Genomic DNA, 25615 nt, shown 5'->3' with positions numbered 1-25615 from the left:
CGCTTAAGAGAATATGGTGGAGGGGGACGGATTCGAACCATCGAAGGCAGTGCCGTCAGATTTACAGTCTGATCCCTTTGGCCACTCGGGAACCCCTCCAGGGTATTTCTTACTTCTTTATAAGAAGTAAACTAAAAGAATGTTTTCCCAACTCATCCCTCAAGTGCGGAGCGCATCATAGCAAACTCGTTAAAGCTGTAAAGGATTTTTCGTATGATTTTGAGTTGAATGCTGCCTTTTTGGGCAAGGAAGCCGGAAAATGCGCATTTTGTCTATTAAGACAGCGATATTTATACGAGGTAATTGAGATTGATGTCTCTATTTCTTTGGTTCTTTTACATTTTATCTATCGGCTTTACATTCCTTGACGAACAAACCGTTAATCTGTTGGTAAACTAGAGTCATCAATATTGGTAATAACCTCTTTTATATAAGTAGTCGTATGAAAAAAAATACAATAGTGGCGCTCTTCGCCATTTCAGTTGTTGCATTTAGTTCGGTTTCTAACGCTAAGCGTCCATCTACAGGAGGGAGAACGGTAGCCGTTGTTGCTCAAACTGTTTCTCAGCACGATATATCTCAATCGCTTTCACTGATTGGAAAACTTGAGGCCAAACAATCTGTGGTCATTTCTCCTGAAGTTTCAGGAAAAGTAGAGCAAATTGCGATTTACGCAAATCAGAAAGTGAAACAAGGCCAGTTATTGGTTCAGCTAAATGATGACAAAGCGAGTGCCGCAGTTAAAGAGGCGAACGCTTATTTAAAAGATGAGCAGCGAAAGTTGAAAGAGTTTGAACGTCTGGTGAAGCGAAATGCGATCACTCAAACGGAAATTGATGCACAAAAAACCAATGTTGATATTGCTCAAGCTCGTTTAGAAGCGGCAAACGCAAATTTACGCGATTTACACATCAGTGCGCCATTTGCTGGAACTGTCGGCTTTGTTGATTTCAGCCTGGGTAAAATGGTGAGTGTCGGGAGTGAACTCATCACATTGGATAACCTTTCTCTGATGCAGCTCGATTTACAAGTGCCTGAACGTTACTTATCTAAGCTATCAACTGGTATGAAAGTGATCGCGACGAGCCAAGCGTGGGGCGATCAGTCTTTTGCTGGTGAAGTGGTTGGGATTGATTCTCGTATTAACCAAGAGACACTTAACCTGCGCGTACGAATCGAATTTGCTAATCCGGAGAGTAAACTCAAACCGGGCATGCTAATGGCGGCTACTATCGATTTCCCTGCAATCAGCGCACCCATCATCCCAGTACAAGCATTGCAATACTCGGGAACGAAACGATATGTATACATTATTGATGACCAAAATAAAGCACAGCGTCAAGAAGTGCTTCTAGGTGCTCGCGTAGGTAATGAAGTCGTTATCGAGAAAGGATTAGAGATCGGGCAAAACATTGTTGTTCAAGGCTTGGTTAATATGCGTGATGGCGTTGCGATTAAACTGGTTAATGCTGCCGGAGAGCCTGTTGAAAAAAATGATGCATCTGCAATGATCAGCAACGAACCAGCTTCAAGTGTTCATGCTGAGAAGGAGCAACAATAATGTGGTTGTCTGATACAGCGGTAAAAAGGCCAGTTGTCGCGATTGTTCTAAGTCTATTGCTTTGTGTATTTGGTATCGTGTCATTTAACAAACTTGCTGTTCGTGAGATGCCTGATATTGAAAATCCAGTGGTGTCGGTCAGTACTCGCTATGAAGGGGCGTCTGCCACCATTATGGAGAGTCAGATCACCACAGTACTTGAAGATCAGCTTTCTGGGATCAGTGGTATTGATGAAATCAGTTCAACCACAAGAAATGGCAGTTCTCGAATCACCATCACATTCGATTTAGGTTACGACTTAAATACTGGGGTGAGTGACGTTCGAGATGCAGTTGCGCGGGCTCAGCGTGGTCTTCCTGATGAAGCGGATGATCCTATCGTTTACAAAAATAACGGTAGTGGCGAAGCGTCGATGTACATCAATTTAAGCTCCGACATCATGGATCGCACTGAACTGACCGATTACACCGAGCGTGTATTAATGGATAGGTTCAGCCTGATCTCAGGAGTGAGTTCGGTCGATATCTCTGGCGGCCTTTACAAAGTGATGTATGTGAAGTTGAAACCTGAACTGATGGCAGGGCGCGGTATCACCACCACTGATATTACCAATGCTTTACGTTCAGAGAATATCGAAAGCCCGGGCGGTGAAGTTCGTAATGATTCGATTGTCATGTCAGTAAGAACGGAACGTCTTTATCAGCAAGCGGATGATTTCAACTACCTTGTAGTGAAAACCACCAGTGATGGTACGTCGATTTACCTTAAAGATGTTGCTGATGTATTTCTTGGCGCAGAGAATGAAAATTCTACGTTTAAAAGTGATGGCGTAGTCAACGTAAGTATGGGCATTGTGCCTCAGTCGGACGCGAACCCATTAGAAGTAGCAAGTCTCGTTCACGAAGAAGTCGCTAAGATCCAACAATTCTTGCCAGAAGGTACTCGCTTAGCGGTTGATTATGACTCTACCGTGTTCATCGACCGTTCAATTTCAGAAGTCTACAACACACTATTTATTACAGGTGGATTGGTCATACTGGTTCTGTATGTCTTTATTGGGCAAGCAAGAGCGACGTTGATTCCCGCAGTGACGGTGCCAGTATCGCTGATCTCCTCATTTATGGCGGCATACTATTTTGGTTTCTCGATTAACCTGATCACTTTAATGGCACTCATATTATCAATTGGTTTAGTAGTCGATGATGCCATTGTGGTGGTTGAAAATATTTTCCATCACATTGAAAAAGGTGAAAAGCCATTACTCGCGGCATATAAAGGTGTACGTGAAGTGGGCTTTGCGGTAGTGGCAACCACCTTAGTTTTGGTCATGGTGTTCTTACCTATCTCCTTTATGGACGGCATGGTCGGTTTGCTCTTTACTGAATTTTCAGTGTTGTTAGCGATGTCCGTTATTTTCTCTTCACTCATCGCACTGACGTTAACGCCAGTGTTAGGGAGTAAGATCCTTAAAGCCAATGTGAAACCAAATCGCTTTAACCTCTTTATAGAAAGAATCTTTGCCCGTCTTGAAGAGGGATATCGAGGTTTAGTGAAAAGAGCCGTGCAGTGGCGATGGATAGCTCCAATCATCATCATGAGTTGTATTGGTGGTAGCTTTGCTTTGCTTAATCATGTTCCCGCTCAACTGACACCGCAAGAAGACCGAGGTGCGATCTTTGCGTTTGTTCGTGGTGCGGATGCAACCAGTTACAACCGCATGAGCTCTAACATGGACTTAGTTGAGCAACGTCTAATGCCACTGTTGGGCCAAGGCGTGTTGAAGTCATTCAGCATTCAGTCTCCAGCATTTGGTGGAATGGCGGGTGACCAAACCGGCTTTGTCATCATGATTTTGGAAGATTGGGGAGACAGAGACCAAACCGCGCAACAAGCATTAGGCTTGATCCGTAAAACCTTGGTCGATATTCCAGATGCCAGAGTCTTCCCTATGATGCCGGGGTTCCGTGGTGGATCGAGTGAGCCCGTTCAGTTTGTCTTGGGCGGCTCGGACTATAAAGAGTTACAAAAATGGGCAGAGATACTCAAAACAGAAGCCAACAATAGTTCACTTATGGAAGGCGCAGACATCAACTACTCAGAGAAAACACCTGAGTTGGTGGTGTCCGTTGATAGAGATCGTGCGTCACAGCTCGGCATTAAAATTTCCGATATTTCCGAAACACTCGAAGTCATGCTCGGCGGCAAAAGTGAAACAACCTTTGTTGATCGCGGTGAAGAGTACGATGTGTACTTACGTGGTGACGAAAATAGCTTCAACAATGCGGCGGACTTGAGCCAAATTTACATGAGAACCGCGAGTGGCGATTTAGTGACTCTTGATACGGTCACGAAGATCGAAGAAGTCGCGTCATCGATTCGACTTTCTCATGTCAATAAACAGAAATCGATCACGTTGAGTGCTAATTTAATCAATGATGCAACGCTTGGCGAGGCATTGGATTTTCTTGATGCAAAAGCCATTGAACTCTTGCCTGGCGATATTTCAGTTGATTACACCGGTGAATCTAAAGACTTCAAAGAGAATCAGTCGAGTATTTTAATCGTATTTGGTCTAGCACTGCTGGTGGCGTACTTGGTACTAGCGGCTCAGTTTGAAAGCTTCATTAACCCAATGGTGGTGATGTTTACCGTTCCAATGGGCGTCTTTGGCGGCTTCCTCGGGCTGGTTGTGATGGAGCAAGGGCTTAATATTTATAGCCAAATCGGCATGATCATGTTGATCGGGATGGTGACCAAAAACGGAATATTGATAGTTGAGTTTGCAAACCAATTAAGAGACCGTGGTATTGAATTTGAACAAGCGATTGTCGATGCCGCTGCTCGTCGTTTAAGGCCAATATTGATGACTGCATTTACTACGCTAGCAGGCGCAATACCATTGATTATGTCAACGGGCGCTGGTTATGAAAGCCGAGTCGCGGTTGGTACGGTGATCTTCTTTGGTATGGCGTTTGCGACACTAGTGACACTGTTCGTGATTCCTGCGATGTATCGCCTGATTTCGGGTCATACCCAATCGCCTGGTCATGTAGAAGCAGAGCTGAATCGAGAATTAGATCACGACACAAAAGGGCGAACAAGCCACGGATAAATGAAGTAAACAGTGCTAACATACAAGCATAAATACTAAGAAGAAAGGGAAAGTAAAGTGGCTGATTTCAAATATAAAAATCTGACTCAAGAGCAACAAGACAAACTAGATGCAGCAGCATTTCGACGCTTACTGGCGCATTTAGATGATAATAAAGATGTGCAAAATATCGATCTGATGATCCTCGCGGGTTTCTGCCGTAACTGTTTTAGTAAATGGTATAAGGCAGAAGCTGAAACCCAAGGATTGGATCTCGATATTGATGATGCCCGTGAACGAGTGTATGGCATGACTTATGATGAGTGGAAGCAGAATCATCAGCCCAAAGCAACGCCAGAGCAACTTGCTGCCTTTGACGCAAAACAGAAGTAGTTAATCAGACATCAGTAAACGTCATAAGATAAAAGCCTACAGCACATTGTTCTTTCAAATTGAAAGTGTCTGTAGGCTTTTTTAATCAACGTATTTTAGGATGAGATAGAGCGAGCGTAAACGGCTGCTCAATATAAACGGCTACTCAATATAACCCGTCAACTCAAATGCTTCTAAACGTTCCAAGTAAGGTTGAAGATCACCAATATTATTCGCGACCCACTCAGGGTTGTAATAAGTATCTAAGTAGCGCTCGCCACTGTCACATAACAGCGTAACAATGGATCCCGTTTCTCCTTTGGCTTTCATTTGAGCCGCCAATTGTAGAACGCCATATAGATTAGTACCTGTTGATGCGCCTACTTTTCGGCCCAATACTTTTTCTAACCAGTGAGCAGTAGCCACACTTGCAGCATCAGGGATCGTCTGCATTTCATCAATCACACCTGGGATGAAACTCGGTTCGACTCGTGGCCTGCCAATGCCTTCAATTTTACTGCCGCAATCTCCGGTGAGGTTGGTATTGCGAGTACGATAATAGTCGTGGAAAACAGAGTTTTCAGGGTCAACCACGCATAGCTTGGTGTTGTATTTTTGGTAGCGAATGAAACGGCCAATCGTTGCTGATGTCCCTCCTGTTCCGGGGCTCATTACAATCCAAGTCGGTTCTGGGTGATCTTCCAGTTTCATTTGGCTAAAGATTGAATTGGCAATGTTATTGTTTCCGCGCCAATCTGTTGCGCGTTCAGCGTAAGTAAACTGATCCATATAATGGCCGTTTAATTCATCGGCTAAACGGCGAGATTCCTGATAGATCTCATCGGTTCTATTCACTAAGTGGGCAGTACCGCCATAGAATTCAATTTGTTCGATTTTCTTACGTGCGGTGCATTTAGGCATCACTGCGATAAAAGGTAAGCCAAGAAGACGGGCAAAATAAGCTTCAGATACCGCAGTGCTACCAGACGATGATTCAATAACCGTCGTCTCTGGCCCAATCCAACCGTTACTGATCGCGTATAAGAAGAGAGAGCGAGCCAAACGGTGTTTCAATGAACCCGTCGGATGGGTACTTTCATCTTTTAGGTAGACATCCACTCCTTCAATACTAGGAAGTTCAAGCTTAATAAGATGAGTGTCCGCAGAGCGTTGAAAATCGGCTTCTAATTTGCGAATTGCATTGTTTATCCATTGGTGATCAGTACACATGAGCTATCTCCTAACTTGGTATAAGATTAATTTACCTACAAATTGGGAGAAAAACTTCACAAAAAAGACTCTGATTCTGGTAAAAAGGAGAATATATTTCTCTGTGAAAGGTTTTTGATGAAATGGATCTTGATAACGCTGATAAGAAAATTCTCTCAATGCTGCAAGTTGATAGCACTTTGTCATTAAATGATTTGGCTGAGGCGGTGAATTTAACCACCACACCTTGTTGGAAACGGCTTAAACGATTGGAAGATAAAGGGATCATTGAAAAGCGAGTGGCGTTGCTGAACCCTGAAAAGCTTGGCTTGTCTTTTACCGCTTTCGTAATGGTTAAGACCAGTAATCACTCACATGAATGGTACAGCCAATTTGTTGATACGGTGACGCTTTTTCCAGAGGTGATGGAGTTTTATCGCATGGCAGGGGAGTATGACTACATGCTCAAGGTTCTCGTTAAAGATATGAAATGCTTTGATAAGTTTTACAAGCGATTAGTGAACAGTGTTGATGGCATCTCAAATGTCACCTCGACTTTTGCGATGGAACCGCTGAAATACACAACGGCGCTCCCCATTTAATCATTCACAATGAATGTAGTTTGCGCCGTATGAAAGGAATTCAAAACATAGCGTTATTCATTAGCATTATTTCGTAAAGCGCATCACCCCTTCTTGCACGGCAGTTGCCACTAAATCACCTTGGCGATTGTAAATTTCACCACGTACCAGTCCACGGTTGTTACTTGCCGTCGGGCTCTCAATGGCGTATAGCAACCATTCATCGAGCTTAAATGGGCGATGGAACCAAATGGAGTGGTCGATGGTAGCCACTTGGAATTTTGGCGTCATCAGTGATACTTCATGCGGATGCAATGCCGTGACCAGAAATCCCCAATCAGACGCATAAGCCAGCAGGTATTGATGAATTAAATGGTTATCGGGCATCTCACCATTGGCTTTGATCCATAAGTACTGCTTTGGCTCTGTTTTCTTTGGAGCAAGTGGGTTGACGATAGTGACTGGGCGCATTTCGATCGGTTTTTCACCACAGAATGTCTTACGTAATTTTTCAGGTAAGAATTCAGCAATATGGCTAGCAAGCTCAGATTCAGACGCAAAGTTTTCAGGGCCGGGAACCTCTGGCATCGTATTTTGGTGTTCGAATCCTGGTTCGTTACCATGATAAGAAGCAGTGAGATAAAAAATAGGACGTCCGTTTTGAATCGCTTTCACTCGGCGAGTGCTGAAGCTTCGCCCATCCCTTAAGTTTTCCACATCGTAAATGATAGGTTTTTCCGGATCGCCAGGGTAAAGAAAGTAGCTGTGGAATGAGTGAACAGAACGGTCATCCTCTACAGTATAGCGCGAAGCAGAAAGTGCCTGACCAAGAACTTGTCCCCCATAGACTTGTGGTAAGCCTAAGTTTTCGCTCTGGCCTCTAAATAGCCCTTCTTCTAGCTTTTCGAGTTGCAGTAAGCTTAGTAACTCTTTAAGTGGTTTACTCATTTTATATACCTTAATAGAAGCTTTCAAAGAGCTTAAAATTTGTGAATTAATGGTTCAGTCAAAGTTCTGTCAATAAGTTACAAACATTCAAGACATAGTGACAAAGCCTATCTATAATTACGCTCATTACAATATATATCCTGAATTCAATACGTTAAGAGAGTATTCATGAAAAAGGCACTTTTACTTGTTATATCTGTTATCTTCGGTGGCGCATTATTTGGCTGTCAGACTTCGCCACAACCTGAGTTAGAGACCAGTGCCGTACAAACGATTACTGGTAGTGTGGCATATCGTGAGCGTATTGCATTACAACCGGGTGCGTTAGTGACCGTTATTTTAGAAGATATTTCATTAGCTGATGCGCCTGCTAAAGTGATAGCGAAACATCGCTTTGAAACAAACAGCAAGCAAATTCCTTTAGATTTCCAGCTTGATTATGACAGCAGGAAAATTCAAAGTAATCATACTTACAATGTTCGTGCAAAAATTGAAGTGGACGGTAAGTTACGTTTTATTACCGATACGGTTACCCCTGTAATCACTGATAATAACCAAACACAACACGTCGCTTTAATGCTTAAAGGTATTCGTAACTAAAGTTAGAACGCAATTTTTTCGACATTAATCGATTCATTTTCATCAATGGCAGCCAATCAAGGCTGCCATTTGTATAATCTTAGCTTTATTTTTCCTATCGAGCTCACCTCAATTCCTTCCGCTTGCAATTGGCTTTTTTGCCGTTCAAACGCATCACCCTTCAGTGAGATTTCTCCTTTACTGTTTATGACCCTAAACCAAGGTAATTTACTGCCTTCAGGAAGATTCCCGAGTGCTTTACCTACATGCCGAGCATAGCCTGGGAAACCAGCAAAACGGGCCACTTCTCCATAAGTGGTGACTTTCCCAAAGGGAATTTGGTGAATTACAGCAAAGACTTGCGGTAAAAAATGATCCATAATAAAAATTCCTAGTTCAAGTTGCCACGGATTGGTAGAAGGAGGAGCTATGGTATTTTCAACAATTCAGTTCTTGATCACAACAATATTAGCGATTGTTTGTGCGCTTGCCATTAGCTTAAGCGCTGGAGACATTCCTGTTATCGCTTTAATTATCCCTGCTTTATGGGTTTTACCTCAAGGTGGAGTCGCAGGGCTAGTATTTCTCGCCGCGATGACGATTTACGGGCTCACACTTCCAATGCAGTCAATTACACTTTCTGTCAGTGTTTGGGTCCTGTTCCCTCTATTAATGGTGGCATTTTCGAAGCGAAGTTCGTTGGGAATATTACTGACGGCAAGTTTGGTGGTGTTGACTCTTCAAGTCGGGATCATGGTGACACAAAATGCAGGCAAGCTGGACGGAACACCGTGGGTTACGATCATCCAAACACTCGTCGTTGTTGCCATATGGTGGGTAGCGAATTATTGGAAAAGTGAAAACCGAAAAATTGTCAGTCGGCACAGCTGGTGGTCTTTGGGGTTAATTATTCCGTTGTGGGCGGCGGGTTTATCTCATGCCGCATTGGTTTCCCTTTGTATTGTGGGCATCATTGCCTCAATGGAAATGCTGACAAAATCAACAAAATTCAAGTGGAACCAACTTCTCTGCTGGACGCTACCGACGGTCGGTTTTGCTGCATTAATTATCTCCCCGAATGTGGATGTCCCTAATCCGGTATTTGTTGTCTGGTTATGCTTACTAGGAACCGCTTGGATGACCGATTATATTATTCGTTCAGATGAAGAGCCTAGCGAGCTTTGATCTCGTCACGCCTTGATTTTGGCAGGGTACGGGTCTAGAAAAAGAAGTAATTAAAGCTTGAGCCATAAAGTTCTAATTACTTAGAAAGCTTTAATTACCTAGAAACTGGATTTATTGAGAGATTGGAAACAGTAGAGATTAAATAGTCTAGACGTATACATATCTTCAATATATGGTTAAGTGCATAAGATACCATATGAGTATTCAGTGTGGTGTCATCAAAACTATCTTTAGGGTATGTTTAGTGGCGAATATATTTCGAAATCTGCGACCAATCTTATGGTTCGTCGTTTGGGTCTCCATCGGCTTTAGTGGTGTATTTCATGCTACGGCGAGCGAAAGTGTTCCACAAAGCAAAATGCATTACTCCGTGGCAACCGAAGCGGATGATATTGTCACACGTATTCTGTTTGACGCCCTCGCTGAAGAGTTTGAACTCTCTATTCAATATGTCGATTACCCAAGCTTTGATTCAATTTTACGAGCGGTAGAAGTGGGGGAGAGTGACTTCGCCGCGAATATTACTCACACAAAATCTCGTTCGCTACGTTTCGATTTTTCCCGCCCTACCAATATAGAATATACTTTTCTTTATAGTCGGCTAGATACAGAGTTGGCCGACATTTCAAAGCTTGGAGTGCCTAAAAATACAATTTATGGCGATCTGATTCAGGTTAACTACCCACAAATAGAGTTGATTGAGTATGACGGCACCCATCAAGCGTTGGCGTTGCTGAATAACCATTCGGTGGCGGGGGTTGTGGATGCGATAAATCAATTGGAGCCAATGCTGAGTCGTGGGTTCGATGCAAAAATGTTGAACGATAAGATCTCGATTAAGCCTGTGTCTATCGTTTCGATGAAAGGCACTCATGCATCCGAGCTTTCCTATTTTGTCGATTACTTACACTCAGAGAAAATACAGAAACGTTTAAGAGAGAAGGTTGAGCAGTATCAGTTCGATTTACGCCAACAGGCACTAAGGCGCGAAGTCTTCAATAGTGGATTAGATCTTCGTAAACCTTTACTTGTTAAACTAGAAAATATGACTCCTTTTGCTATATACCAACCTGATGGTTCAGCGAAAGGCAACAGTGCGGACGCCATTTTCCAAGCATGCGATATTTTAGGGTTTCAATGCCAACTGGTCAGTTCCGCAGAAGAGACATGGGAAAGCATGTACCAAGATTTACTGATGAATCGAATTGATGTGCTTGCTCCACTGAATATCTCTGAACCACGTAAAGCTTTAGTTAATTTTAGTACTCCGCACTACACAGCAGAATCCCTGCTAGTCAAGCGTATAGGTTACAAACCAGATGTTTACCGAAACGCATCAGAGCTGATTACCGAAAACATTGGAGTCATAAAAGGTGATTTTTTCGATGAATTATTGACTCAACTTTTACCTCAAAAATATCTGTTTCGCTATCGCAACGATGGAGAATTAGTGGATGCATTACTTGATGCCGAGGTTGACTATATTGCGCTTAATAACGCTACGTTAAGCGCTTTATTGAAAGAAAAAAGTTTGCTTCCGATCACAAGAGATCACTCAATCGACAAACTCTTCCGTTCCGATGTTGCTCTCGGTTTCCCAAAAACGGATAGAGGTGAGAAATTAGCGTTTTTCTTCTCAAGAGCGTTACAGGTTATTGATACTGATAGACTGAATAGATTCTATGATCAGGCTCCAGATTGGCGAAGTACTCATGAAGCGGAGCAGAAACTGGCTAGTCGAACGCAAAGTGTTTTTATCGTCCTACTTTGCTTTATGTTTTTGGTGGCGATTTATTTACACACCCAATCGAATACAGATAGCTTAACCAAACTTGGAAATCGGCGCAGTTTACGCCATCGCTACCGAAGAGGATTAAAGCCATCTCAAACATTGGTGTATTTAGACATTAATAAGTTTAAGCAGATTAATGATACTTATGGCCACCATGTCGGGGATCTTATCCTTCAAGAGTACGCTCAGCTGATTAAAAGAGAGTGGCAAGGACGTTGTTTCCGAATTGGTGGCGATGAATTTATTTTGGTTGGAGAAGTTCCCGAACATAAGCTATCCGAATTGCTCAATCGCTTAGGTAGTTTTAACTTTCAACGGCCAAAAGAACAGATTGAATTTGCAGTAAAAGTTTCTATGGGGATCTACTTGCCTAGAGAAGGCGAATGCAGTTTAAGAGAAGCGCTGAGGAAAACAGACCGCTCAATGTATGATGCTAAAAATAGCGAAGGTACTGAATTTATGTTTGTTAACCCTAGAATTGTGGTGAACGATGAGGGCGGAATGGCTTCGAATGTATAGTGATTATACTAAGCGATGTTTTATTGCGCACTTGAACTAAAAAGTTGGCTTTCGTACCTTGTGGGGCTTGCATTAGTGTCAGGGATGCTTGATAATCCCCTCACTCTTTGACGAGACGCTCGTTTAAGAAAAAGAATCTATGGAGGCCCTGGTCCTCCCGCAACACTAACTTGTGAACTCGGTCAGATCCGGAAGGAAGCAGCCGCAGCAGGCGACGTGTGTGCCGGGATGTGGCTGGGGCTTCCACCCATTAAAAATGTCGCTGAAATCATATCCTGTCCCAAAAAAACTATAACCTGTCCTTTTAAAAGTCAAAAAGTGTCCTATGCTTAATTTAGTTGTTTTCTTACAACAATTAGGGGCGCACATGTATATCCGTAATCTTCGTAAACCATCACCGAATAAAAATATCTTTAAGTTTGCTAGTACAAAGAACAAAGATACGATTATGTGTGAGGGAAGCCTAGAAAAAGATTGTTGCTACCATTTTGAGTACGATTCCGAAGTTGTGAGTTTTGAATCCCAACCTAAAGGGTTTCTCTATGACTTTGATGGCAAGAAACTTCCTTATACACCTGATTTTTTAGTGATTTATACTGATGGTTGTTATAGCTTTGTTGAAACCAAACCCTATTCAAAGACATTAAGCAAAGAATTTAGACTGAAGTTTCAAGCACGTAAGCAAGCCTCCAAAAAGCTTGGATTTGATTTGATTTTGGTCACAGACAAACAGATTCGAACGGGTTATTTCTTAAAAAATAGTGAAATGGTGCATCGCTACAGTGGGTGTATTGAAGGTGATACGTTAACGGATACAGTATTTGAAGTACTGCTGCTTTCAAAAACAACTAAAATTTATGAGTTAGTCCAAGATACAGGCTTTTCTATCGGTGAGGTGTTTGCTTCAGTACTCCGGTTGATTTCTGTTGGAAAAGCTAGAGCAAATTTTGACTTGGAAGTGCTAAATGGGAACAGCACTATTTGGGTTAACTAAATGAGCCGACACTTTAAGGATGAATTCGACCCTATCATTTCGGAAGAGGCAGAACAGGAGTTTTTATTACTGCCTGAGACGAAACGAACTCAGCTCCAATATGACTCGTTAAATAATACAAAGACTTATGATCGGGATTTAGATTCCTTCCCTCCGGAACAAAAAGAAAAAGCTCTAGAACGGTATAAATTGCTTTGTTTAGTTAATAAAGATCTCAAGGGTGGTTGGACTCCCAAAAATCTCAACCCGTTGATTGACCTACATTTCGATAAGATATCCCTCCCTAAGCCAAGCTATAAGACGCTAATACGGTGGCATAAAGCTTTCAGTGATAGCCATGGTAACTTTACAAGTTTGGTTGATAAGAATCACCTGAAGGGTAATCGGGGGCCGAGGGTTACTGGAGATGAAGTTTATTATGAAAGTGCTTTAGAGCGGTATCTCGATGCCGTTAGACCTTCAATCAGTGCTGCGTTTCAAGTTTATTGTGACGAAATAACCATCGCGAATGAAACATTAGTTTCAGATCAAATACCTATGGTGTCATATGAATCTTTTAAGAATAGAATCAAGAAAGAACAGCCTTATAGCGTAGCGCTAGCTAGGCATGGAAAGTATTATGCCGACAAGCTTTATAACTACTATCAGTCAGTTAAAATGCCTACTCGGATCCTAGAACGTGTTGAGATTGACCATACGCCATTAGATCTAATACTACTTCATGATGATTTGATGATTCCCTTAGGTAGAGCCTATCTAACGCTTCTAGTCGATGTATTCAGTGGTTGTATCATTGGTTTTCATTTAGGTTTCAAAGCTCCAAGTTATGTATCTGCTTCAAAAGCTATTCTCCACTCTATCAAGAAAAAAGACTACATTTCGTCGTTACCTATTGAATTTCAAAATGAATGGCCTTGTCGAGGGAAGATAGAAAATTTGGTTGTTGATAATGGTGCTGAATTTTGGTCCAAAAGCCTGGAGGATGCTTGTACTGAATCAGGTATTAATATTGTTTTTAATAAGGTAAGAAAGCCATGGCTAAAACCTTTCGTAGAGAGAAAGTTTGGTGAAATAATTCAGGGTATAGTCGGTTGGGTTCCTGGAAAAACATTTTCTAATGTGCTTGAAAAAGAAGACTATAAACCAGAAAAAGATGCAGTTATGCGCTTTAGTGTATTTGTTGAAGAATTGCACCGGTGGATTGTTGATGTACACAATGTTAAAGCAGATACGAGGCATACTCGTATCCCTAATTTGTATTGGCAGAAAAGTTTCGAAGTACTGCCACCAATGCAGCTTTTAGCGGAAAAGGAAAAATCTTTTAGCATCGTTATGGGTATTCTTCATATTGGAGCGCTAACGAGTAAAGGCATTAAATTCAAGCATCTGGAGTACGATTCGGAAGCCCTGTCGCAATATCGAAAACAATACCCACAATCTAAAGAGTCTAGAAAAAAGAAAATAAAAATTGACCCTGATGACCTCTCTACCATCTATGTTTTTCTTGAAGAGTTATCAAGCTATTTAGAGGTGCCTAGTAAAAATGCTGATGGGTATACAGACAAACTGAGCCTGTGCGAGCATCAAAGGTTAGTGAAAATACACCGAGATTATATTAAGGGAGAGATCAACGCGCTATCGCTAGCAAAAGCAAGAATGGCGCTACATGCTCGTATTCAGAGTGAGCAAGTAAACCTAGCGCAGATGTCGTTACCGGAAAGAACACGAAAGGCAAGTGGAACTAAAAAAACAGCTGAGTTAACAGGGGTTAATAGTGATAGCTCGGGCAATCAGTCAAACGTTCACACTTCAATTACTAACGAAAAGGAATCAAGCGAAAAAAAGGTGGAACCGCTTAACGATTTTCGTTCTAGGTGGAATCGACGCAAAAAAGAGAGGAATAGTTAGTGTCTCAACCAATGTCCAACTCTCCAATTGATCTAGTTTTGTCGGATTATCATGATTCCTTCACTATCTACCCCGAAGTAGAGAAAGTATTTGCAGGTCTTGATTGGTTAATTAAGCGTAGGAAGTTTGGAGCGTTCGTTCCTTCTATGTTATTAACTGGCGGTACAGGTGCAGGAAAATCAGCTTTGATTAAGTATTATGTTGCTAACAACCTTTCAGCAAAGGAGGTGCTGATAACTAGAGTTAGGCCAACACTACATGAAACCTTGCTTTGGATAGCGAAAGAACTCAGTGTTTATAAAAACCGTAAAGCTAAAGCGTCAGATATTGGTTTGGAGACGCATGTCAGTACGTGTATTAAACGAACTGATTTAAAATTACTAGTGATCGAAGAGTGCCAGGAACTGTTTGAATGTACAACACACAAAGCAAGGCAAAATATCAGGGATCGTCTTAAGATGATCAGTGATGATTGCCGGCTGCCGATTGTTTTTGTAGGTATCCCAAGCGCTAAGTTGATATTGGAAGACTCTCAGTGGGAACGACGGATTATGGTTAAAAGAGAGTTGCCATACATAAAAATAACAGATGAGGCATCAATAGATCGTTACATGGATTTATTGGAGGCGATGGTAAACTCAGTGCCTATGCCTTTTGAGATCGATCTAACAGATGTCGATCTTGCAATGAGGTTATTGGCGGCCAGTCATGGAATGGTGGGAATGCTGAAAGAACTCATTGCATCAGCCCTAGAGTCAGCATTATTAGCAAAACAGCCAGTTATTCGAGTTGGTGACTTTGCCATAGGTTATGAAGCGATTTTTGGGATAGATGTATCAAACCCTTTTATTATTGAAATTGATGATTTAGCGATCAAGCAGATCGAATCCTATGAGGAATACGTGCCTGATGCAGAAACTGGTGAATTGAAATTTGTCGGTCAAATATTCAATAATCTCTCAATGAAGCAACTATTGGGTTAAAGCTAGCTTTTCAGATTCTCCAACAAAGCCACCTTCTCTTCATCACTCATCTTATCAATCGCACACGCCAAATCAGCGCTCAATTCGCTCCTACAGAAAAAGTAATTCAGAGGAACATCTAGTTCTTCAGCCATGCGCTCAAGCGTACCAATATCAGGTACATGTCTGCCTTTCTCGTAATGATTCATACGACCGCTAGCAGAACTTTGTTCCATACCAATTTTCACCCCTAGATCTTTTTGGGTGATTTTGGCTTTTTTACGCGCAGCTTTGAGCCTCGCGGGGATTGGGTTGTTTTTTTGCACTTACACATTTCTTTTCAACCTTTAGATAACTTAGATTGTCTAAGTTTTACTGATTTTTGTATACTTAGCAATCCTAAGTTTTTAAGTGTGTAGATGTTCAAATGAAACAACCAACAAAAATAAATAGTGATATGTTTAACCTATTGATAGAAAAAGAGATGAATAACTTTACTGTCATAGAGGCCAGAGATGCCTTTGCGCTAACAAATAATCGTTTCGAAAAAATAGACGATGCAAGAAAGTATGTTTATAGGCAAATACTCTCATTTGAACGGAAGGGGTGGATCTCATCAAAGGGTTCTGGACGGAAAAAAAGATACTCAAAAACAACACTTTTTTTGCAGAATTCATTTGCTCCTAGAGGTTCTAAAAAGAGAAGTCGTAACTTGATTGAAATGATACAAGTTGGCGCTGATTTTCCCCTTAACAAATTGGTTGCGGAAAAAAATCAACATGAAGGAGAGCTAGCGATCATTCTTGGCGAGGTTGAAGAATATCAATTGCTTATGGAAAGGTTCCCTCACTTGAAAGAATCATTTATGCCATTGTTTTCAGAGGCAAAAGATCGATCTGCAAAACGACTAGGTAAAATTAACGCTCTATCAAACATCCTAAAGGTAGTAAGTTCCAGGACTGTAACATGCTAAGAAAATGGCAATCTCACTGTGTTGATGCAGTAATCAGAAAGTATTCACAAGACCAGCCACATTTTTTATGCCAAGCAACTCCTGGTGCGGGAAAGACTGTTATGGCCGCAGAAGTGGCAAAACGACTATTTGATGAAGGTAAAATTGATTTAGTGGTTTGTTTCTCTCCATCTTTAGCGGTCGCCGAGGGCATGAAAAACACCTTCTCTTGGAAGTTAAAGTGTTCTTTTAATGGCGGACTCGGTTCGCTTGGGGCGTCTTATACTTATCAAACGATTCGTTTTCTGGATGACACTTTTTGGAACACAATAAAAAAATACCGAGTGCTTGCTGTTTTCGATGAAATTCATCATTGCTCATCAGATTGTCATGGGCAAGCGAACGTCTGGGGAGAGCAAGTATTAACGAAGATCCAAGGTATGGCTAAGTTTACGTTAGCCTTATCAGGAACACCTTGGCGTTCTGATTCTGTCCCTATTGCCATGGCTGAATATACTGATCCCGAAGGGCAATTAATTTGTGACTATCAATATTCACTTAAGCAAGCGATAGAAGACGGTGTATGCCGTGCTCCTCAAATAGCTTTAATTGATAATGAGCATCTAACCATTGTTGAAGGCCGTGAAACTAAATCCTTTTCATCCATACTAGAGCTCCTTAAACAATCTGATGCTTCATATCAAAGTGTTATACATAATGAAGCAGCAATGAATTATGTGCTTGAGTGCGGCTGTAGAAAATTAAATCAAATACGATTGGAGTCGCCTAGAGCTGGCGGATTGATCGTGGCTGCGTCCATCAAGCATGCAAAACAGATTTTAGCCAAATTAGTTGATAAGTTTCAGCAGTCTGCATGCATCGTGACTTACCATCACGATGAACCATTAAAAGAAATTGAAGCGTTTAGGCATTCAGATACTCAATGGATAGTGAGTGTAGGCATGATCAGTGAAGGAACAGATATTCCTCGCTTACAAGTCTGTTGCCATATGAGCTCGATAAAAACAGAACTCTATTTTAGACAAGTTCTCGGGCGAATATTAAGAATCAATGATTCACCCAATCAAGAAGCGTGGCTGTATACCTTTGCTGAAGAAAGTTTGATTGGGTTTGCTGAAAGAATTGAGCAGGATATTCCTGATAGCTGCATGTACATTAAACAAGAGAGTAATGTGCCAAGTACTATTGATGAAAAGCGCCTGCCATCAAGCACTGTAGTTGAAAGCGTTCAATCTAATCACTCCCAACCAAGTTTACTCAGTTGGGGAGAAACTTCAGATGTCATTAATTCACATAATGCAGGGCTAGCTTTAGCATGGGATGAATTGCGCTTGGGCCAATTTAAAGAGCGAGTTATCGCCGCGTTTATCTAAATAGATTCTGCTTCAATCTCTTTCAGTGTTTTTCCGGTAGGACTTCTCCAGTAATCAGGGCCGCTGCAAGGGTAACCGAGTAGTACTGCGGCGGCTTGAGAGGCGCTAGTAAATAGAATGTCTTCGGCTGCTACTAGGCGGTCTCCTGATGACGCTAGAATCCCCTTATCTTCTAGGTTACTACGTAGCTTCGTATAGCCTTTAGATAAACTAGGTTGAGCTATTGTTAATGCCTGAGAGCCTTTCAAAACGACAATACCTTCATCCGTAAGCATTGCCTTAGCATTGACTTTTTTTACCTTGAGCTGCAGCACCATACTCTCTGGTTCGCTTGGTAAGGGAGCATTCGTTTGAGACACCTTCGATTCCAACAGCTTGTGCCCTAAAGAACCGATAACAGTGCGAATGTTGTCAATAAAAGTCTCCATCGCATCTCTTTCACCTCTGGGCAATGAAGATGTCGGTGGCTGCTTGTCATTATCGAGGTCATATCGTTTTGACTCTAAGATAATTTCGATCAAACGAGCTTCAAGGTACTTAACGTGTGCTTTCGTTAAGTTTTCATCTTTGTTGGTAAAGCAAATGGCTTCATTCCAGAACTCTTTGCCTGCTAAATGTTGTGATAAGCGTTTTTGAATATGTTCAGCTTCTCCAACGTAAACAAGGCTATTGCCACTCTCTGCGTTGTAACCAAATAAAAAGTAAACCCCGGGCCGCTGAGTTTCTTCCCATTCAGAGAGTTCTTTGATGTGTACTCTAGGAACCGCAATAGCCTGACCCGTCCAGTTCACAATTTCAGCATGTCGAATACCTGTCACAGAGCCGTTCGCCAAGTATATTTTGAGTTGCGTTCCTCTAGTCATCATCATTCTCTTTTAACAACAATCGATGCGCTAGATACTATCTAACTGAATAAAAAATAGCACTTTTATTTATGATCAATTCAATGTGATGCACATTAACGTATAGCTGGCTATGTATGATAAAATCGCGCGATAGACCTACACATCACTAAGTTGTTTTCTTCTTGTTAAGAAGGTAACAATTTATCAAAGAGAATCATCATGCTAACAGGTAAAATTCGTAATCAAATCGACCAAGTTTGGGAAATGTTTTGGACAGGCGGCGTCGCTAACCCAATCTCCGTTATCGAGCAGATCTCCTTTCTTCTATTTATTCGTCGATTAGATGAACTGCAAAAGACGGCTGAGCGTCGTAGCCAAGCGACAGGTCTACCAATGAACAACCCAACCTTTTCGCCTGATGAGCAAGTGCTTCGTTGGAGCAGCTTCAAAGATAAAGATCCAGACGTGATGATGGAAATCGTCCGCGACCGTGTGTTCCCTAAAATCAAGTCCCTACAAAATGAAGGCAGTTTTGCCGAGCACATGAAAGATGCGATCTTCATGATCCCATCTTCAAAGTTATTGTCACAGGTCGTGGATTTACTTAGTGCAATCGACATGAATGACAAAGACACCAAAGGCGATCTGTACGAGTACTTGTTAAGCAAATTGCAACAGTCGGGCGTGAACGGTCAGTTCCGTACCCCGCGTAACATCATCCAAATGATGGTCGAGCTGATGCAGCCTAAAGTGGGCGACACCATTTGTGACCCGTCATCGGGCACCTGTGGCTTCTTGATGGCGGCTGTGGAGTATGTTGAAGAACATCATGCGAAAGAAGTGAACAAGCCTGATAACCGCAAGCACTTCAACAATGAAATGTTTACTGGCTTTGACTTTGATAAACACATGCTACGCATTGGTGCTATGAACATGCTGCTGCACGGCATTGAAAACCCAAGCGTGCATTACCGTGACAGTTTGCAAGACCAAGGTGACGAGAACATCTCAGAAGCCTATAACCTTATTCTGGCAAACCCGCCGTTTAAAGGCTCTGTTGATTTTGACATTGTCGCGCCAGATTTGCTGCGAGCGTTAGGTAAAAACCCTGTAGTCAAACAACCTAAGCCTACATACAAAATTGAAAAAGACGAAAACGGTAACGACATTAAAGTCGAGGTGAAAAAGAAAAAGCCAACTGAGAAATCAGAACTGCTGTTCTTAGCTCTAATTCTTCGCATGCTCAAAGTGGGTGGTCGTGCGGCGGTTATCATCCCTGATGGCGTGCTATTTGGTTCGACTAAAGCGCATAAAGCGATTCGTGAGCAAATTGTATCTAAGCAGAAATTAGAAGCGGTAATTTCACTGCCTTCTGGTGTATTCAAGCCCTACGCTGGGGTAAGTACTGCCATTCTTATCTTCACTAAAACTAACAGTGGCGGTACGGATAATGTTTGGTTCTACGACATGCAGGCCGACGGTTACTCACTCGATGATAAGCGTACTCCGCTTTTCAAAGACGGTGAAGCAGCTACGCACGAGCAAAGCAATATTACCGATATCATCGCACGCTTTAACACGCTAACTAACGAAGACAACACACCAAACAGCAACAGCCCTGAATACTCGCGCAAAAAGACCGAGCAGAGCTTTATGGTACCTATTGATGCGATTACCAGTAACGACTTTGACCTAAGTCTTAACCGCTACAAAGAAGTGGTGTACGAAGAAGTTCAACACGATGCGCCGCAAGATATCCTGAAGCGTATTAAAGCCTTGCAGGACAAGATGACGAAGGGTGTAGCTGAGCTGGAGAAATTGCTGTGAGTTTATTTAAATCCCTTGGCCAGATTGCAAAGAAAAAAGGTCTTATGGTCGATGGGGATTGGATCGAGAGTAAAGATCAAGACCCTAATGGTTCAGTTCGCTTACTTCAATTAGCTGATGTAGGTGTGTGTCGCTTTGTAGATAAATCTTCACGTTTTATGACTGAAGAAAAAGCAATAGAGTTGAGGTGCACCTTTTTAGAAGAAGGCGACATATTGATAGCCAGAATGCCAGACCCTATTGGAAGGGCCTGTATTTTCCCCGGTAGTCATCAAAAGTGCGTTACTGTGGTCGATGTTTGCGTATTGCGAGTTGATCCTGAAGAGTTTGATAACCGTTGGTTGATGTACATGATCAATTCCACTGGCTTCTATCATCAAATATTGGAGTTTGTTTCTGGCACAACCCGTCAAAGAATCGCCAGAAAGAAGTTAGAGTTGCTTGGACTTGAATGCCCCCCACTAGAAACCCAAAAGCAAATCGCAGCGGTGCTAGAAACTGCCGACCAACTGCGTAAAGACTGTCAACAAATGGAGCAAGAGCTAAACAGCCTCGCTCAGTCAGTGTTTATCGATATGTTTGGTGATCCGGTGACGAATCCGAAGGGCTGGGATAAAGCGCCACTATCAGCAATTATTGAGGAATTCTTGGGTGGAAAAAGCTTAGTTGCTGCTGATGATCAAAATACAGAGTATAAAAATCGAGTACTAAAGATTAGCGCTGTTACATCAGGTGAATTTAAACCTAAAGAATCTAAACCACTACCTAATGATTATGAGCCTCAAGGTGAGCATTTTGTTAAAACGGGAGATTTGCTATTTAGTCGTGCTAATACGACAGAGTTGGTGGGTGCGACAACAATGGTTTTTGATGAGCATACAGGCTTAGTCCTTCCCGATAAACTATGGCGTTTTGTATGGAAAGATGAGAAGTCACTTTCTCCTGTATTTATTTGGCAACAGTTATGCGAAGCCGGTGTTCGAAAGGAAATTAGTAAGCTCTCGTCAGGTTCTGGTGGTTCAATGAAGAATATCTCGAAAGGCAAGTTAAACACTCTTCAAATAGTTTTGCCTCCTTTGGAATTACAGCAAAAATTTGAACGTATTTATCTGAAACTAAGAGTTGAGCTGAGCAATAACCAGCAGCAAGCTAAATTTGCTGTTCAAGCTTTTAATTCCCTCATGCAAAAAGCCTTCAAAGGCGAGTTAAACCTATAACGAATAATAGCTTTTACCTAAAGAGCTGTGATGTAAAAAGGAAATTCAATGTCAGATACGGTTAACGGTTCAACGAGCAACTTCGGCTTTATGGATGTTGCCCTTAACGGTGGCAACGATGTGTACACCACGCGTTGTGCCGAGATTCAAACTCGCGCCAAAAATGCGGAAAGTAACATCAAAACCGATCCTCGTATTGCAGGCTTTTACGCCCGTAACGCACTGGAATTGATGGTTGAAACCGTATTTGACATTGATAATTGGCTTACTCGTCCACGTCATGATGCGACGTTAATGTCGCTTATTCATGATAAGGACTTTAAGCAAAATTTAGAAACTCACTTGTTTCCCAAGCTCAAGCTAGTGATCCAAGTGGGTAACGAAGCGGTACACAGTAAAACGACGCTGCCACAGCGTGATGCCCTACAAGCTGTAAAAGAGCTGCACCATGTGCTGTATTGGTTTATTCGTACCTATACGCCCGCCTTTGCAAACAGAGAGTTGAATCGTAACCAATTTGTCGTTCAACCGTTTGATGAAGCGCTTATTCCACAACAAGTCTCAATTGATGCCACAGTTGCGACCAAAGCTCTGAGCAGCATTAAACGGGTTAAAGAGCTAGAGAAGCAGCTAGAGCAAGACGATAAAGTCGAGCGTGAAGCCTACTTACAGCAGCTTAAAGAGAACGAAACGTTAAAAGCAGCAAACCAAGCATTACTTGAGCAGATAGAGCAAGCTAAGCAAAGTGCTGAAAAAGTCACGGATGCGCACGACTATAACGAGGAAGAAACTCGAACTTATCTTATCGATGTACTTCTACACGAAGCTGGCTGGAAACTAGAACATAAGCGAGACCGTGAATACCCTGTATCAGGTATGCCAATTTCGCAAGCTAACCCTAATGGGAATGGGTTTGTTGACTACGTTCTATGGGGTGACGACGGTACAGCGTTAGCGGTTGTTGAAGCAAAACGCACTCATCGCCGTGCAGAAGACGGACAACAACAAGCAAAGCTCTATGCTGACTGTTTAGAAAAAAAGTGTGGTGTGCGACCAGTTATCTTCTACACCAATGGCTATGATACCCATTTGTGGGATGATCATTTCTACCCGCCGCGTCAAGTTCAGGGCTTTTATACCAAGGCCGAACTTGAGCTTATGGTAAAGCGTCGTACCGATCGCAAATCCTTTTTCGAATGCGGCATGCCTAACAGCAATCTTGTTATTAATAACGAGATCACCAACCGTCACTATCAAAAATCAGCCATCACCAAATTATTGCAGGACTTTGAGCTAGAACATGAGCGTAAAGGGTTATTTGTAATGGCAACGGGTACGGGTAAAACGCGTACCGTGATCAGCCTTGTTGATTTGTTGGTGAAAAACGATTGGGTTAAGAACGTTCTGTTCCTTGCCGACCGTAACGCATTGCTTACCCAAGCTAAGAAGAACTTCGTTAAGCTACTGCCTCGTGTAAGTTGTTCTATTTTGGATTCAGGGCAGAGCAAGAATAACATCGACAGCCGTTTGTATTTCTCTACCTACCCAACAATGAAGAATCTATTGGATCGTGGCTCAGATGAACGCCCGTTTGGTGTCGGTCATTTTGATTTGATTATTGTTGATGAAGCGCACCGCTCAGTCTATTCCAAGTATCGCCAAATTTTTGAGTATTTTGACGGCTTCTTAGTGGGCTTAACCGCGACACCAAAAGATGAAGTCGAAAAAGATACTTATGGCATTTTCGAACTACAAAAAGGGATGCCAACCTACGCTTATGAAGACGATAAAGCGTATGACCAAGGCTACCTTGTACCACCGACCAAAATCTCTGTTGCGACTAAGTTTTTACGTGAGGGCGTGAAGTATAAAGACCTGTCAGACGAAGAGCAGGAAGAGTGGGAAAACAAAGCCGAACTCGAAGATCGCGACGAAGTGTTGCCGTCAGAAGTGAATAAGTTTCTGTTTAATGAAGATACCGCAGAAAAAATGTTTGCTCAGTTAATGAGTAAAGATGATCGCGGTGGTATCCATGTTGAAGGTGGTGATGTCATCGGTAAAACCATCGTTTTTGCAGCCAATAATGATCATGCCGTTTTCCTTGAGAAGATGTTCAATAAGAACTATCCGAAATGGGCAGGCAAGCTCGCACGCGTCATTACTTTCAAAGAAACCTACGCCCAAAGCCTAATCGATGAATTTGGTGGTGACGAAAACAAAATTGATGAGTTCGACCCGAAGAACCCAACCTGCCGTATCGCAATTTCTGTAGATATGTTGGATACCGGTATTGATGTACCGGAAGTGGTCAACCTTGTGTTCTTCAAAGTGATCCGCTCTAAAGTGAAATTCACACAGATGATTGGCCGTGGCACACGTTTGTGTAAAGACCTCTTTGGTCCTAATGACGACAAAAAGACGTTCAAGGTCTTCGATTACTGTCAGAACTTTGAGTATTTCGATGCTAACCCCGAAGGCATAGCTGTGGGTGTAGCAAAACCCGTGACTCAACAGGTATTCGAGAAGCGCGTTCTGCTTAGTACATTGCTCAATGACCAGCTAAACAATGAAGAGTTTCGCGAACAAAACCCTGAAGATTGTCAGCGCTATACAGAGCTAAACCGCTATCAACTAGACATGTTGCACCACCTTGTGAGTGGCATGAATCTCGATAACTTTATCGTAAGACCAAAGCGCCAAGCGGTAGAGCCCTTCTTAGAAAGAGAGCATTGGGACAATATTGATGATACCAAGTTTACCGAGCTAGAGAGCCAAATCTCTGCGCTACCAACTGAAGCTGAAGCGTTTAATTCTGATGAGCAACTTAATCACTTATCACACCGTTTCGATAGTTTGGTGTTAACCATGCAATTGGACCTGCTAGAGAAAGGTATGTTGTCTGAAACAAGCCGCGGACGAGTGGTTGAGTTTGCGGAGCAGCTTGAAGCGAAATCGACGATTCCAGCAGTACAAGCGCAGCTGCAACTTATCCAAGATATTCAGACCCAAGAGTTTTGGCAGGATATCCATTTAGTGACGCTAGAAGATATCCGTCGTAAGTTACGAAATCTAATGTTTGCGTTGGACAAAGATAAAAAAGAGATGGTGTACACCAACTTTGAAGACGAAGTTCAAGGTGTCCATGACGTGACAAACGTGTACAAGAATCCAAGCGTTGATTTAGCCCAGTATCGCAAGAAAATTGAGCTCTATATTCAAGACCACCAAGATCAGCTAACGATTCAAAAGCTCAAGCGCAATAAATCCATCACTCAAGCCGATTTAGACGTCCTAGAAGGCTTACTACTGGATGCAAGCGGTATGAGTGACGTGGAAGCTTACCGTGAGAAGATCTTACAAGAGAAGCCGCTAGGCACGTTTATCCGTGAACTCATAGGTTTAGACATGAATGCAGCCAAAGAAGCATTCAGCAGTTTCCTTGATGAAGAGTCTTACAACGCTGAACAGATTCAATTCGTCGATCAAGTGATCGATTACTTAGTTAATAACGGCATTATCGATATGTCACAACTCTTCGAGCCACCATTTACAGATAACCACGGCGAAAGCGCCTACGGCTTCTTCGATGAAGGGACCGTGGTGGAGCTGTTTGGAGTGATTCGCAAAGTAAATGCGAATGCTGTGGTTGAAGAGAGCAAGAGTGCTTAGGTCGAAATA

The 25615-nt window shown here is 42.3% G+C and carries 20 protein-coding genes, 1 tRNA gene and 1 other RNA gene; 16 read left to right on the top strand and 6 right to left on the bottom strand.

Annotated elements, in window-relative coordinates; translation table 11 throughout:
* Positions 1–14 precede the first annotated feature (14 nt).
* Positions 15–99, bottom strand: a tRNA-Tyr gene (locus F0249_RS10580).
* A gap of 343 nt (positions 100–442) precedes the next feature.
* On the opposite strand from F0249_RS10580, the gene F0249_RS10575 reads away from it, so the two are divergent.
* Genes F0249_RS10575 through F0249_RS10565 form a run of 3 tightly spaced genes read left to right on the top strand, consistent with a single transcriptional unit; the run spans position 443 to position 5046 of the window.
* Positions 443–1561: an efflux RND transporter periplasmic adaptor subunit gene (locus F0249_RS10575; RefSeq protein ID WP_171756638.1), complete on the top strand. Its 1119-nt coding sequence runs from the start codon at positions 443–445 to the stop codon at positions 1559–1561.
* Positions 1561–4674: a vibriobactin export RND transporter permease subunit VexH gene (gene vexH / locus F0249_RS10570; RefSeq protein WP_171756637.1), complete on the top strand. Its 3114-nt coding sequence runs from the start codon at positions 1561–1563 to the stop codon at positions 4672–4674. Before F0249_RS10575 ends, vexH begins: the two co-directional genes overlap by 1 nt.
* 57 nt (positions 4675–4731) lie before the next feature.
* Positions 4732–5046: a DUF1244 domain-containing protein gene (locus F0249_RS10565; protein ID WP_017053629.1), complete on the top strand. Its 315-nt coding sequence runs from the start codon at positions 4732–4734 to the stop codon at positions 5044–5046.
* Between the two features lie 141 nt (positions 5047–5187).
* Here F0249_RS10565 and F0249_RS10560 read toward each other — a convergent pair whose 3' ends face one another.
* The gene (locus F0249_RS10560) at positions 5188–6255 is read right to left on the bottom strand and encodes a PLP-dependent cysteine synthase family protein (RefSeq protein WP_171756636.1); all 1068 of its coding nucleotides are present in this window, start codon (positions 6253–6255) and stop codon (positions 5188–5190) included.
* A 122-nt stretch (positions 6256–6377) separates the two neighbouring features.
* Here F0249_RS10560 and F0249_RS10555 point away from each other — a divergent pair, with 122 nt between their 5' ends.
* Positions 6378–6836, top strand: coding sequence for an Lrp/AsnC family transcriptional regulator (locus tag F0249_RS10555; protein ID WP_171756635.1), 459 nt, complete (start codon positions 6378–6380; stop codon positions 6834–6836).
* A 66-nt stretch (positions 6837–6902) separates the two neighbouring features.
* Here the strand turns inward: F0249_RS10555 and tesB are convergent, their stop codons facing one another.
* Entirely contained in the window at positions 6903–7763 is an 861-nt protein-coding gene (gene tesB, locus F0249_RS10550; RefSeq protein ID WP_136993694.1) for an acyl-CoA thioesterase II, read from the bottom strand.
* A gap of 168 nt (positions 7764–7931) precedes the next feature.
* Here tesB and F0249_RS10545 point away from each other — a divergent pair, with 168 nt between their 5' ends.
* Positions 7932–8363 (top strand): YbaY family lipoprotein, encoded by a 432-nt coding sequence (locus tag F0249_RS10545; protein WP_017052698.1) that lies wholly within the window; start codon positions 7932–7934, stop codon positions 8361–8363.
* Between the two features lie 56 nt (positions 8364–8419).
* Here F0249_RS10545 and F0249_RS10540 read toward each other — a convergent pair whose 3' ends face one another.
* Entirely contained in the window at positions 8420–8722 is a 303-nt protein-coding gene (locus F0249_RS10540; RefSeq protein WP_171756634.1) for an MGMT family protein, read from the bottom strand.
* Between the two features lie 49 nt (positions 8723–8771).
* On the opposite strand from F0249_RS10540, the gene F0249_RS10535 reads away from it, so the two are divergent.
* From F0249_RS10535 to F0249_RS10510, 6 genes are all read left to right on the top strand, one after another.
* On the top strand, positions 8772–9527 hold the full coding sequence (locus F0249_RS10535) for a hypothetical protein (RefSeq protein WP_017052696.1): 756 nt from the start codon (positions 8772–8774) through the stop codon (positions 9525–9527).
* Between the two features lie 196 nt (positions 9528–9723).
* Positions 9724–11838, top strand: a complete 2115-nt coding sequence (locus tag F0249_RS10530; protein ID WP_171756633.1) for a GGDEF domain-containing protein — start codon at positions 9724–9726, stop codon at positions 11836–11838.
* Between the two features lie 146 nt (positions 11839–11984).
* An RNA gene (ffs, locus tag F0249_RS10525) (signal recognition particle sRNA small type) lies at positions 11985–12081 on the top strand.
* A gap of 82 nt (positions 12082–12163) precedes the next feature.
* Positions 12164–12832: a Tn7 transposase TnsA N-terminal domain-containing protein gene (locus F0249_RS10520; RefSeq protein WP_253825305.1), complete on the top strand. Its 669-nt coding sequence runs from the start codon at positions 12164–12166 to the stop codon at positions 12830–12832.
* A complete protein-coding gene (locus F0249_RS10515; protein ID WP_171756632.1) occupies positions 12833–14740 on the top strand; it encodes a Mu transposase C-terminal domain-containing protein in 1908 nt (635 codons plus the stop codon). It begins immediately after the preceding gene.
* On the top strand, positions 14740–15723 hold the full coding sequence (locus F0249_RS10510) for a TniB family NTP-binding protein (RefSeq protein WP_367613433.1): 984 nt from the start codon (positions 14740–14742) through the stop codon (positions 15721–15723). The genes F0249_RS10515 and F0249_RS10510 overlap by 1 nt, the downstream gene beginning before the upstream one ends.
* Before the next feature lie 2 nt (positions 15724–15725).
* Here the strand turns inward: F0249_RS10510 and F0249_RS10505 are convergent, their stop codons facing one another.
* Positions 15726–16028 (bottom strand): helix-turn-helix domain-containing protein, encoded by a 303-nt coding sequence (locus F0249_RS10505; RefSeq protein ID WP_171756631.1) that lies wholly within the window; start codon positions 16026–16028, stop codon positions 15726–15728.
* 101 nt (positions 16029–16129) lie between these two features.
* Here F0249_RS10505 and F0249_RS10500 point away from each other — a divergent pair, with 101 nt between their 5' ends.
* Together F0249_RS10500 and F0249_RS10495 are read left to right on the top strand one after the other, a co-directional pair.
* Positions 16130–16675 (top strand): hypothetical protein, encoded by a 546-nt coding sequence (locus tag F0249_RS10500; RefSeq protein WP_171756630.1) that lies wholly within the window; start codon positions 16130–16132, stop codon positions 16673–16675.
* Positions 16669–18048: a DEAD/DEAH box helicase gene (locus F0249_RS10495; RefSeq protein WP_171756629.1), complete on the top strand. Its 1380-nt coding sequence runs from the start codon at positions 16669–16671 to the stop codon at positions 18046–18048. Before F0249_RS10500 ends, F0249_RS10495 begins: the two co-directional genes overlap by 7 nt.
* Here the strand turns inward: F0249_RS10495 and F0249_RS10490 are convergent.
* A complete protein-coding gene (locus F0249_RS10490) occupies positions 18045–18911 on the bottom strand; it encodes a GIY-YIG nuclease family protein (protein WP_171756628.1) in 867 nt (288 codons plus the stop codon). The genes F0249_RS10495 and F0249_RS10490 overlap by 4 nt on opposite strands.
* A 201-nt stretch (positions 18912–19112) precedes the next feature.
* Here F0249_RS10490 and F0249_RS10485 point away from each other — a divergent pair, with 201 nt between their 5' ends.
* The 3 genes from F0249_RS10485 to F0249_RS10475 are packed head-to-tail and all read left to right on the top strand — an operon-like array spanning position 19113 to position 25606.
* Entirely contained in the window at positions 19113–20720 is a 1608-nt protein-coding gene (locus F0249_RS10485) for a class I SAM-dependent DNA methyltransferase (RefSeq protein WP_171756627.1), read from the top strand.
* Positions 20717–21937, top strand: a complete 1221-nt coding sequence (locus F0249_RS10480) for a restriction endonuclease subunit S (RefSeq protein ID WP_171756626.1) — start codon at positions 20717–20719, stop codon at positions 21935–21937. Before F0249_RS10485 ends, F0249_RS10480 begins: the two co-directional genes overlap by 4 nt.
* A gap of 48 nt (positions 21938–21985) precedes the next feature.
* On the top strand, positions 21986–25606 hold the full coding sequence (locus F0249_RS10475; protein ID WP_171756625.1) for a DEAD/DEAH box helicase family protein: 3621 nt from the start codon (positions 21986–21988) through the stop codon (positions 25604–25606).
* Positions 25607–25615 lie beyond the last annotated feature (9 nt).

Source organism: Vibrio sp. 03-59-1, from assembly GCF_013114135.1.
In the GTDB taxonomy this organism is placed as follows: domain Bacteria; phylum Pseudomonadota; class Gammaproteobacteria; order Enterobacterales; family Vibrionaceae; genus Vibrio; species Vibrio cortegadensis.
Note: the sequence above shows the minus strand (reverse complement) of the source record. Positions and strands in the feature narration are given on the sequence as shown.